General features: G+C 48.1%; 10 protein-coding genes. All 10 read left to right on the top strand.

Going from position 1 to position 11,243, the window contains the following annotated elements:
* On the top strand, positions 1-1,698 hold a 1,698-nt coding region (locus HMPREF1863_RS08980), incomplete at its 5' end, for an S-layer homology domain-containing protein (RefSeq protein ID WP_157065096.1).
* Between the two features lie 761 nt (positions 1,699-2,459).
* The gene (locus HMPREF1863_RS06785; RefSeq protein ID WP_068369000.1) at positions 2,460-3,248 is read left to right on the top strand and encodes a copper amine oxidase N-terminal domain-containing protein; all 789 of its coding nucleotides are present in this window, start codon (positions 2,460-2,462) and stop codon (positions 3,246-3,248) included.
* A 132-nt stretch (positions 3,249-3,380) separates the two neighbouring features.
* Positions 3,381-3,836 (top strand): CtsR family transcriptional regulator, encoded by a 456-nt coding sequence (locus tag HMPREF1863_RS06780; RefSeq protein WP_068368997.1) that lies wholly within the window; start codon positions 3,381-3,383, stop codon positions 3,834-3,836.
* Positions 3,837-3,847: 11 nt separating this feature from the next.
* Positions 3,848-4,360: a DUF7685 domain-containing protein gene (locus HMPREF1863_RS06775; protein ID WP_068368994.1), complete on the top strand. Its 513-nt coding sequence runs from the start codon at positions 3,848-3,850 to the stop codon at positions 4,358-4,360.
* A complete protein-coding gene (locus HMPREF1863_RS06770; protein WP_068368991.1) occupies positions 4,347-5,339 on the top strand; it encodes a hypothetical protein in 993 nt (330 codons plus the stop codon). Before HMPREF1863_RS06775 ends, HMPREF1863_RS06770 begins: the two co-directional genes overlap by 14 nt.
* On the top strand, positions 5,339-7,786 hold the full coding sequence (locus HMPREF1863_RS06765; protein ID WP_068368988.1) for an ATP-dependent Clp protease ATP-binding subunit: 2,448 nt from the start codon (positions 5,339-5,341) through the stop codon (positions 7,784-7,786). Before HMPREF1863_RS06770 ends, HMPREF1863_RS06765 begins: the two co-directional genes overlap by 1 nt.
* On the top strand, positions 7,776-9,131 hold the full coding sequence (gene radA, locus HMPREF1863_RS06760; RefSeq protein ID WP_068368985.1) for a DNA repair protein RadA: 1,356 nt from the start codon (positions 7,776-7,778) through the stop codon (positions 9,129-9,131). The genes HMPREF1863_RS06765 and radA overlap by 11 nt, the downstream gene beginning before the upstream one ends.
* 11 nt (positions 9,132-9,142) lie before the next feature.
* Positions 9,143-9,514 carry a DUF5684 domain-containing protein gene (locus tag HMPREF1863_RS06755; protein ID WP_068368982.1) on the top strand — a complete coding sequence of 124 codons (372 nt, stop codon included), beginning with the start codon at positions 9,143-9,145 and terminating at the stop codon, positions 9,512-9,514.
* 235 nt (positions 9,515-9,749) lie between these two features.
* Positions 9,750-10,259 carry a rhodanese-like domain-containing protein gene (locus HMPREF1863_RS06750; RefSeq protein ID WP_083508554.1) on the top strand — a complete coding sequence of 170 codons (510 nt, stop codon included), beginning with the start codon at positions 9,750-9,752 and terminating at the stop codon, positions 10,257-10,259.
* A 100-nt stretch (positions 10,260-10,359) separates the two neighbouring features.
* Complete coding sequence (locus HMPREF1863_RS06745) at positions 10,360-10,938, top strand: rhodanese-like domain-containing protein (RefSeq protein ID WP_068368976.1); 579 nt, start codon at positions 10,360-10,362, stop codon at positions 10,936-10,938.
* The last annotated feature ends 305 nt before the right edge of the window (positions 10,939-11,243 follow it).

The following is an 11,243-nucleotide window of genomic DNA, read 5'->3' as shown; positions in this document are numbered from 1 at the left end:
TTTGAAGCACCGAAAGACAAAGTATTTGACGGTTGGATGGTAGGTACAGAAAAGAAATCTGCTGGCGATACAATCACCGTCAATGGCGATACAGAAGTAAAAGCCGTATGGAAAGACATTGAATACAAAGTAACCTTCAATGGAACCGAAGGAACAGGTACAATGCCAGAAAAGCTCGTTAAAAAAGGTGAAGAATATACATTACCTGATAACGGCTTTGAAGCACCGAAAGACAAAGTATTTGACGGCTGGATGGTCGGCACAGACAAGAAATCTGCTGGCGATGCAATCACCATCAACGGCGATACAGAAGTAAAAGCCGTATGGAAAGCGAAACCTGTGGTTCCTACACCTAATCCCGGCGGAGGTGAGGAGCCATCACCTAACCCGAACCCGGAACAACCTCAAACTATCGCGGCTCCAAAAGTAACCGTCGATACGAAAACCGGCAATTTAATTATTACACCGCCGGTAGGAAAAGACATTAAATCCGTTACGGTAAATTACCAAGATCCTACGGGAGCTGATAAAAAGCTGGTAGCTGAAAAGAGTTCAGATGGTTGGAGTTTAGTACCGGCGGCAACCAATGGTGAAAAAGTCGATTCAAACTCCGGCGTCATTACTATTCCAAGAGGAAAGTATAAGCTTGAAGAAGCTGTAAAAGCTTTTGCAAACAATCAAGTGAATCAAAAGTCGGACGAAGCAAATGCTACTCCCGTTGAAGTATCTTATGATGTCAACGGCGGAAGCAAAGGCGTAGAAAGTGCGATCACGAATAAAGGTGAAAGCTATGTTTTACCGGCTATTTACGAACTTCCGGAATATCTGTTGACTGTACCTCAAGGTAAAGAATTTGCCGGATGGGAAGTTGACGGTCAAACGAAGAAAACCGGCGAAAGTATTCAGATCAATAAGAATACCCTCGTCAAGGCGATCTGGAAAGCAAAACCCGTCGAGCCGAGCAAACCCGACGCTCCCGCAGTGGATCGCGGCGATTACTTGATCCTTGAAAAGGTCGAACCTACCGAACCGAAAGTCGACTGGGAAATCGGCCGTCACTACAAGTATCTCTACGGTTATCCCGACGGATCCGTCCATCCCGAAGGACAAATCACTCGCGCCGAAGCGGCAGGTCTGATCGCTCGTTTGGCGGAATTGGATTTAAGCAATAAAGCAAAACCCAATTTCAAAGACACGCCGTCGAGATGGTATAATTCCGCCATTAATATTATGGTTGAGAAAAATCTCATGTTCGCCGACAAGAACGGCAACTTCCGCCCGAACGAACCCATTACCCGTGGGGAATTCGCGAGAGCTCTCTATTATATCGACAAGAAGAATAGTGTAGTGGCACCTTTTGCCGATGTGAAAGGTCACGAATTTGAAGCTGCCATTAATCAAGCCTACGGCAATGGCCGCATTGCTGGTTACCCCGACGGAAGCTTCAGACCAGATGCTTATATTCAAAGAGCGGAAGTGGCGAGAATGCTTAACCAATATGCCGATCGCAGTGTTTCCCTGGAAGGCATGGCAGGGGTTAAGAAGGATGTCATCCGCTTTACCGACATTAACGAAAGCCACTGGGCTTATTACGAAGTTATGGAAGCGGCCAACACCCACGATTACCGACGTGCTAAAGGCACCTTGCCTGAAACATGGGTACGCATTATCCAAAAAGATGATCGCGTGGCACGTTAAGTATAAAGAGAAAAATCGACACGATATGATTCGTGTCGATTTTTTTGTGCGTGAATGTGTTTTTCTAAAACTCATTCGGACAAATTTTCTCGAAAAGCAAAGCATTCATCTTAAACTTTTTCCGGGGAAAGGAATAGGCCGTTGCGATTCGGCCTCTTTCCTTTCCCAGGACCCCAATCCTTTCCACCCTAACGCTTTTTATATGTGCAAATGACTACGCCATTTGATTCCTATGGGGCTGCGTCGCGGAAGGAGACGTACTGTTTTAGGTAAAAACTTTGTCATCGCAAGGTGAGCGTGAGATATAATTTCTCGGTGGAGCATAACGTCCTCTAGCGCCGGACAATAATCAGGAAAATGCCGAAGGCATTTTTCGTTATAGTGCCGGCCGGAAAGGGAGATGGGGCGCGCGGGGAAGAGGGAAACGCGGCCTTTGCCTCTGAGCCCTTTCCCTCTTCCCCGCGAAAAAGTTTTCGGGTTGTATAAAACCGAATCGAAAAGAGATTTTGTGCGTGAGTATGTATTTTTAAAATTCATTCAGATAATCCTTCTAAGATTCGGAAAAAAGACTTTTGAAAGAATACTTTACTTTTGAAAGAAAAAATTATGACGCACTATTTTATAAAAAAGACATTTTCGTCTAATATTTTTTAACCCCTATCTTCCCCCCCCTCGTTAAATGTGCTACAATAAGCTGAGAGAGTAGTACATAGTAGTAGGTGCGTGTTGTGGCGCCGCGTTTTTTAAGAAAGGAAGTTTTTATGAAAAGGTTCAAACTCTTAGCCCTCGTATTGGCCCTGGTTTGCATCCCTATGTCGGTTTTCGCTCAGCGGAATCTTACTCTTCGCGTCAACGGCAAAGCTGTGGAATCTAAACCTGCCGCTTATATCGAAAAGGATCGCATCATGGTGCCCGTTCGTTTTGTTGGCGAGGCCCTGGATTACCAAGTGTACTGGAACAAAGAGGGGCGGGACATTTTCCTTACGAAAATGAATTTCGATACGAACAAACCGGAAGCGGCCATTTATTTAAAAGCGGATTCGGCAAAAGCGCTACTTATTCAAACGAAAGACGTGGACGCTTTTTACAATGCGACGATCAAAGATACTTTCAAAACGAAAGATGTGGAGGGAATTTTAAAATCCGCAAAATCCGTTCCCTTGGAAGTGAAGCCCGTCATTAGAGAAGATCGCGCTTTTATTCCTCTGCGCGCCGTGGTGGAACTTTTCGATCAAAAAATTAGTTGGGACGGCAAGACGTTTACCGTCAGCATCGACGCCAAAGTCGCCAAGACCGACGAAGAAATCGCCGCCACCTGGCTCTACAATAAATTGCCAGCGGAATATAAAAAAGCGCCCTTTAAACTGATCGAGTCTCTCGATGGTGATCGCGACGCTCTCGCCGCAAAATGGATTTACGCTTACGATTTAATCGAAGACCACCCGGATCACAGGGTCACCGTGGAGCGTTATCGCCTGGATTTAAACAAGGGCATTTTCTTTAAATACGACGCAGCCCACGATCAATGGATCGCCGTAGACAAACTTTAAGTGCAACATCCTCTCCTTCGAGGGGATGTTTTTTTGCGCCAATGTGCCATACCCTAGCGTCATAGTCTGATATTGACAATCTTTGACTATTATTTTATACTACATATACAGAAACCTGGTAAGGAGGGGGATATGGCACGTTTAAGTAATCATATCGAAGATTATATTCGCGGTCTTTTAATGGAAGAAGACGGGCGAATTGAAATAAAGCGGAATGTGTTGGCGGAGCATTTCGGATGCGCCCCCAGCCAAATTAATTATGTTCTCACCACTCGTTTTACGCCGGTGCAAGGTTTTTTCGTCGAATCGCGGCGTGGAGGCGGCGGTTTTATTCGCATTGTCAAGGTGGAACTGAACGACGAAAAGCATTTTTTTGATCTTCTCACAGAAGAGGTGGGGGCGAGCATTACCCAATCCCACGCCAATCGTCTTTTAAAATCGCTCGAAGAGGGCGGTTACATTACCGATCGGGAAGGCCATCTTCTCGCCGTCGCTATGAGCGATCGCGCCCTCGCCGGCGCAGGAGATGAGCGCAACGCCGTTCGGGCGGATATGCTGCAAAATGTCCTGCTCGGTATTTTTTCCTAAGGAGGTGACCTATGCGCTGTGAACATTGCCACGAAAATGAAGCGACCATTACCTTCACTATTATGGAAGACGACAAGACGAAGGAACAACACCTATGCAGTTCCTGTTTTCAATCCCTTATTAAAGAGCAATTTCCGACGGTACAATTGCCGCCTTTGGATATTCAATCGGTGATGCAGGAGCTTTTATCCATGTTTCAAGGAAGTGTGGATTCAAAAGAGGATCGCACTTGCCCTCGATGCCACACGAGCCTTTCCGAGGTTCGAAAGGCGGGCATGTTCGGCTGTGACGAATGTTATAACACGTTTGCCGAAGAACTGGACAAGGTGCTTCTGCGGATTCAGGGCGCAAAGGAACACGTGGGAGAAGGGCCTAAAGCTTTTCGTGACGAACGGGCGCTCAATCAAAAGCAAGCGGAACTGCAAAGAGAATTGGATCGCGCCGTGGCGGAGGAACGCTACGAAGACGCCGCCGTTTTGCGGGATGATTTAAAGGCGTTGGAGGTGACCCATGACGAAGGATGATATTCTCCTTACCTCCAGAATTCGCCTGGCGCGAAATATTAAGGGTTATCCCTATCCCGGCCATATGCGCGATGAGGAGGCGCGGGAACTTACGGAAAAAATCATCGACGTGCTTCATAAGCGCGACGATTTTTGGACGTTTTACCCTTTGGCCGAGGTAAAGCCTTTAAGGAGTCTTTACGATTTGGAAGAAAATCGCATTAGCATGCAGCTAATGAAAAATAAGGATCAGGCGGGGTATTTTATCGGCGAAGGCGGCGAAAGTATTATGGTCATGGAAGAGGATCATTTGCGTATGCAGGATATGCGCAAGGGCTTTTTCCTCGACGAAGAATACGAGCGTATGCGGGAAATTGCACGCGCCGTGGAAGATGAACTTCCCGTTTCCTTCGATAACAAACTGGGCTATTTAACCGCTTGCCCCACCAATGTGGGCACGGGGCTTCGCGCCGGCTGCATGATGCATTTGCCGGCTTTGGATACCCTTGGTATGGAGCGATTGGCGCGGTCCATTGCGCGCATGGGCTTTGTGCTTAGAGGTATGCGGGGCGAAGGCTCTAAAATCGTAGGCCACGTGTACCAAATTTCCAACGAGCGCACTCTGGGTCTCAGCGAAGAAGAATTTTTAAAGCGCGCAAAATCCATTACGGCGGAAGTGGCGGCGCTGGAGCGTATTAAGCGCAAGGAAATGTATTTGGATCACTTAATCGAGCTTGAGGACATGGCGCGGCGCAGTTACGGCGTGCTTCGCAACGCGCGGATTATGAGCTATGAAGAAGCCATGCTCCATTTAAGCCATATGAAACTCGGCATCGAGCTTTCCGTGCTCTCGCCGAAAAAAGATTTCGATTTATACGACTTAATGATTTCCCTTGGAAAAGCACATCTTCAGATGGAAAGGGGCAGCTTTCTCGACGAGAGGAGCAGCAATATTTACCGCGCCAACAAGGTGCGTCAATTAATAAAGGAGGTATTTTAATGGCGATGTTCGGAAAATTTACCGAAAAAAGTCAACGTGCCATGGTCTTTGCCCAGTCGGAGGCCAGGGAACAAGGCCATTCATATATAGGAAGCGAGCATATTTTGCTCGGCATTTTAAAAGAGCCCGGCGGCGCATCGAATATTCTGATGCAGGTTGGCGTCAATTACGAACGGGCGAGAGAGGCCATCGGGGAAATTGTGGCGGCGGAAGATAAGACCGTTACCACCCTGACGTACACCCCGCGGACGAAGAAGATTTTCGAGCTGGCCCTTGAGATCGCCAACGAGCTTGGGCATAATTACATCGGCACGGAACACCTGCTCCTAGCTATTTTAAGGGAAGGCAAGGGCGTGGCGGTCTTGGCGCTTCGTAATTTGGGAATCGACGTGGATATGTTGGAGCGCAGCATTTACGAGGCCATTAAAAAAGTGGACGGCGGCGATGCCCTCGACGGTCTGGAAGAGGAATCGGCTCTCGAAGAATTCGGCTACAACCTTAACGAGCGCGCCGAACAGGGAAAAATCGATCCCGTCATCGGCAGACAGGATGAAATCGAGCGGATTATTCAAGTCCTCGTTCGCCGCACGAAAAATAATCCCGTTCTTATCGGGGAGCCGGGCGTCGGTAAAACAGCCATTGCCGAAGGGCTTGCCCAACGGATTGTAGAAGGGGACGTTCCGGAAATTATTAAGGATAAACAGATCTACACCTTGGACGTGTCCGCTTTAATCGCCGGAGCGAAGTACCGGGGCGACTTTGAAGAGCGTTTAAAGGACGTTATCGCCGAGGTGGAACATCGGGAAGATGTGATTTTGTTTATCGACGAAATCCACGTGGTCATCGGCGCCGGCGGCGCGGAAGGAGCCATGGACGCGTCGAATATTTTAAAGCCTTCCCTCACCAAAGGGGATTTGCAAATTATCGGCGCCACCACCATCGACGAGTACCGCAAACACATTGAAAAGGACACGGCTTTTGAACGTCGGCTCATGCCCATTATGGTGGAAGAGCCTTCGGTAGAGGATGCCGTTCAAATTTTAAAGGGCATTCGGGATAAATACGAAGCCCACCACAATGTGAAAATTACCGACGAAGCGTTGGTAGCGGCTGTGGAACTTTCCCACCGCTACATTAACGATCGCTTCCTGCCGGACAAAGCCATCGACTTAATCGACGAGGCGGCTAGCAAGCTTCGCGTGGAAAATTTCAACAGCCCCAACGCCTTGAAGGAATTGGAAGATAAGTTGAACAAGCTTTCCAAGGAAAAAGAAGAAGCGGTCAATGCGCAAAACTTTGAAGTGGCGGCGAAGCTGCGTGACGAAGAAAAGAATTTACGAGAAGCCCTCGCCGATGAAAAGAAACATTGGGATAAGGAAAAACACGCCCAAAACATGACGGTTTCGGAAGAAGAAATCGCCGACATCGTGAGCAAATGGAGCGGTGTCCCCGTCACCACCATGAACGCCGAAGAAAGCGAGCGATTGGTGCAACTGGAGAGGGATTTGAACGAAGAAGTTATCGGCCAGGCGCAAGCTGTGGAATCGGTGGCGCGAGCCATTAAACGGGCGCGGGTAGGCTTGAAGAGCCCGGACAAACCTATCGGCAGTTTTATTTTCGTAGGCCCCACGGGTGTGGGCAAAACCTATCTCGCCAAAAGCCTTGCCAAGAGCCTTTTCGGCGACGACGACGCCATGATTCGCATCGACATGAGCGAGTACATGGAAAAGCACAGCGTATCGCGACTCGTAGGTTCTCCTCCGGGATATGTTGGTTACGACGAAGGGGGACAGCTTACGGAAGCTGTGCGCAGAAAACCTTATTCCGTCGTCCTCTTCGACGAAATCGAGAAGGCGCACCCGGATGTCTTTAATATGCTCCTGCAAATTTTAGACGACGGGCGATTGACCGACGGCCAAGGAAGAACGGTGGATTTCAAAAATACCGTGCTCATTATGACGAGCAATGTCGGCGCCACCCTTCTTAAAAAGCAAAAAACCATGGGCTTCGGCGCGCCGGATAAGGACGGAGCCAAGGGCTACGATAAAATGGTGGAAACTATTCAGGAAAAATTGAAGGATACTTTCCGCCCGGAATTTTTAAATCGCATCGACGAAATCATCGTGTTTAAGTATTTGGAAAAGGAACAAATCCGCGAAATTGTGAAGCTCATGCTTCGGGATCTTCAAGAGCGTTTGGAAGCGAGCGAGTTTGCCATCGACTTTACGGACGATGTGGTCGACTACATCGGCAAAGAAGGCTTCGACGAAGAATACGGCGCACGCCCCTTGATTCGCTCCATTCGAAAGAATATTGAGGATCGCTTGGCCGATGAAATTTTGTTGGGTCACGTGGCGAAAGAGGACGCCATTCACGTGGATGTAAAAAAAGACGGCCTCGTCTTTACGAGCGACGGGCCGAAAGTGATGACTGCCAATGAAAAGTAGCGGTTACGAATGTAGCGGTTGCGGCTACAAAAGCTCCGGCTATTTCAGCAAATGCCCTAATTGCGGCGAGTGGAACACCTTTCAGGAAGTGGTGGAGGCGAAATCGAAACCGGGGAAACCGCGGGGAAATTCCAAGCCCGCCAAGCGTTTAAAAGACGTTTCCGGCGAGGCGAAGAAGCGGCTGTTAAGCGGCATGGAAGAATTCGATCGGGTCATGGGCGGCGGCATTGTGGAAGACGGGGTGAGCATTCTCGCCGCCAAACCGGGCGCCGGGAAATCCACTCTCCTCTTTCAAATCGCCAATGCCCTGGCGAAGGAAGGTCTTCACGTGCTGTACGCTTCCGGGGAAGAGAGCGAGACGCAGATTAAAATGCGCGCCGAACGGATCGCCGATGCCATTTCCGATAATATTTGGATCTACTCCGGCACGTCCATGGACGATGTGAGCCATTGGATTGAATCGGTAGATGCCGATGTGATTATTCTGGACAGTATCCAGACCTTTACTCTGGATGAATTTACAGCCCGCGCCGGCACGCCCACTCAAACTATGGAGTGCGCTAATCGCCTGGTGGATTTCGCCAAAAGTTCCCAAAAGCCGCGGGTCGTATTTATCGTAGGGCAATTGACGAAACAGGATTCCCTCGCCGGCGTGCGAGCCCTGGAACATTTAGTGGATACGGTGCTCTACATCGACGACGAAATGCAGGAAGAACTTCGTATTTTGCAGGCGACGAAAAACCGCTTCGGCTCCACCGGGGAAATGGGCTTCTTCAAAATGACGGAACGGGGCATGGTCTCCATCGATAACCCCTCCGCCCATTTTATGACCAAGCGGGAAGCGGGAAGCGAAGTGCCGGGAAGCGCCATGTGCATCGTTAGGGAAGGGACGCGGAGCATTATTGTGGAAATCGAAAGTTTGGTGAGCAAAAGCTTTACCCCTTATCCCGAACGCATTAGCGAATGTTTTAGGCGGGAACAACTGGGCGTGTTGCTTTCCATTTTGGAAGAGCGAGGGCGACTTTCCCTTTACGACAAAAATGTCGTCGTCAAGACCACGGGGAATTTGCGATTAAAAGAGGGGGCGTGTAACTTGGCCGCCCTTATGAGCATGGCCTCGGTGCTGAAAAACAAACCTATCGATCGAAATACTCTTTTTATCGGCGATGTAGGCCTTACGGGGGAACTGAAAAACATTCCCGGCATGGAATCCCGTATTAAAGAAGGGGCGCGCATGGGGTTTAAAACCATTTACACGCCGCCGATGAACAAGATAAAAACCGTAGAAGGTGTGGAACTGAGAGAACGACGCCTTCTGGCAGATGTCATTAAAGAAAATTTATAAGAGAGGTATTTATGGACTATTCGGCACAAAATTTTTACGATTATCTCGCAGCAGGCAATGCCACTATGATCGGCGGATTGCTTTACATCATCTGTATTATCGGATGGTGGAAACTATTTGAAAAGGCGGGGTATGCAGGTATCCTATCCATTATTCCCGTGGTGAACCTCTTCGTCCTTTCGAAGATAGCCTACGGAAGTTATCCTTACGGGCTGCTCATCTTCATTCCCATCGTAAATGCAATCTACGGGCTGGCGTTGAGTTATCAAATTATGCGTCGCTTCGATTGCGGCGTGGGGCTTTCCATTCTCGGGGCATTTTTCCCCGTCCTCGCTCTTGTTCCCGCTTTTGGCGACAATCGGTACTTAGGGCCGAAACATTAAACGAGCGACACTTCGGTGTCGTTTTTTTAATGAACGGAATGGCAATAGATGACAAACTTTCACAAGAAACGCATCGGGTAGGATTTGAGGGAAAGGTGGTTTCATTTATACGATCATCTATAGAAAATAATAATATCGTTTTCATAAACGAAAAATAAATCAATAGAACACGGCATTCTTTTCGGGTATGTATAAAACAATGTAAGACCCGTTGAAAAGAAAAAAGGAGTTAACGATGAAACTTTCGAAATTAATAAAGCTCTCCACCCTTTCCACTTTTACGCTTATGGGCGGCGGTTGCTGCGGCGTTCCCTCCGAAGCGAAGCCTCACAGCGAGCTTTCGGCGGAAGAAGCGGCTATGAATTTGGTGCGCGATGTGGTCAGCGGCGGCTACGATCTGATGTCAACCGAAGAGATTAAAAAGCGATTAGACGCAGGGGAAGACATGGTCATCATCGATACCATGCCCGAAGATTCATACCGAAAAAATCACATTCCCGGCGCCATCAGTGCCGTTCTTCCGGGAAAAATGGAAGAGGTGGATACGGAACGCCGCGCGGCATTTGTAAAGGCTCTCGGCGACGATAAAAACAAGCCCGTCGTCATTTATTGCGGACGCGTAAGCTGTTACCGCTCCCATGTGGGCGCGTTAATCGCCAAAGAAGAGGGATTTACGAATGTGTTGCGCCATCCCGGCGGAATCGACGCTTGGCTCGAAGCGGGCTATCAAGCTGAAAGTAAATAAGGATACGGTATCTCTTATTTTTAAAAAATAAAAGTATGGGAAATCGATTTACAAGTAAGGTATGAAATGATAAGATAAAATAAATACAAGGAGGTATTTTATGAAATTAGGAAAACTTTTTGCCGTTACCGCTCTATCCGCTCTTTTATTAGTAGGTTGCGGTGGCGCAGGTAACAAACAAGCTTCCAACCAAGCTTCCAACGATGGTGCAGATGCTCCGAAGGTCGAAATGAAAGATCTTCCCGGAACGTCCAGAGACGGTAGCGAAGTTGAAATCGAAATGGCATCTATGAAACTTGTCAAAGCTGTTGAAGAAGGCAAGTACAAGTTGATCAGCACCGAAGACTTGAAAAAGAAAGTCGATGCAAAAGAAGACATGATCATCGTCGATACCATGCCTGCAAAATCTTACGACAAGAACCACATCCCCGGCGCTGTTAATGCTGAACTTCCTGTTACCATGGAAGAAGTAACGCCGGAACAAAAAGAAGCTTTTATTAAAGCACTCGGCACCGACAAAAACAAAGAAATCATTCTTTACTGCGGTTTCGTAGGTTGCGAACGCTCCCACGTCGGCGCAATGATCGCTAAAGAAGCAGGCTTCACCAACGTTATCCGTCATCCCGGCGGAATCGGCGCTTGGATGGAAGCACAATTCCCCGTTGAAGCAGCAAAATAAGAGATTAAAAAAGGAGTCGATGAAAATCGGCTCTTTTTTAATGAGGAATATATTTTTTAAAATTCGTTCGGATAGTTTTTCTCTTTAAAAAACAAATTATTCATTCAAAAATCTTTCTCTGAATCTTAGGAGGAGGGAATAGGGCGCCCGGATTCGCATCTTTCCCTCCTCCTAAAACCTCCTTTCTTTCCACCCTAACGCTTTTTAGCAGTGCGAAGCCCTAACGGGCTTCGATTGTATTGGGCTTCGTCGCGGAAGGAGACGTTCTGTTTTAGGTAAAAACTTTGCCGTCGCAAGGTGAGCGT

It is taken from the genome of Aedoeadaptatus coxii (genome assembly GCF_001553115.1).
GTDB classification, from domain to species: Bacteria; Bacillota; Clostridia; order Tissierellales; family Peptoniphilaceae; genus Aedoeadaptatus; species Aedoeadaptatus coxii.
This window is presented reverse-complemented; position numbering and strand designations above follow the sequence as displayed.

Excerpts from the sequence above, each read along its gene's own strand:
- HMPREF1863_RS06785 (WP_068369000.1), top strand. The coding sequence starts at position 2,460 with ATGAAAAGGTTCAAACTCTTAGCCCTCGTATTGGCCCTGGTTTGCATC.
- HMPREF1863_RS06780 (WP_068368997.1), top strand. The coding sequence starts at position 3,381 with ATGGCACGTTTAAGTAATCATATCGAAGATTATATTCGCGGTCTTTTA.
- HMPREF1863_RS06775 (WP_068368994.1), top strand. The coding sequence starts at position 3,848 with ATGCGCTGTGAACATTGCCACGAAAATGAAGCGACCATTACCTTCACT.
- HMPREF1863_RS06770 (WP_068368991.1), top strand. The coding sequence starts at position 4,347 with ATGACGAAGGATGATATTCTCCTTACCTCCAGAATTCGCCTGGCGCGA.
- HMPREF1863_RS06765 (WP_068368988.1), top strand. The coding sequence starts at position 5,339 with ATGGCGATGTTCGGAAAATTTACCGAAAAAAGTCAACGTGCCATGGTC.
- radA (WP_068368985.1), top strand. The coding sequence starts at position 7,776 with ATGAAAAGTAGCGGTTACGAATGTAGCGGTTGCGGCTACAAAAGCTCC.
- HMPREF1863_RS06755 (WP_068368982.1), top strand. The coding sequence starts at position 9,143 with ATGGACTATTCGGCACAAAATTTTTACGATTATCTCGCAGCAGGCAAT.
- HMPREF1863_RS06750 (WP_083508554.1), top strand. The coding sequence starts at position 9,750 with ATGAAACTTTCGAAATTAATAAAGCTCTCCACCCTTTCCACTTTTACG.
- HMPREF1863_RS06745 (WP_068368976.1), top strand. The coding sequence starts at position 10,360 with ATGAAATTAGGAAAACTTTTTGCCGTTACCGCTCTATCCGCTCTTTTA.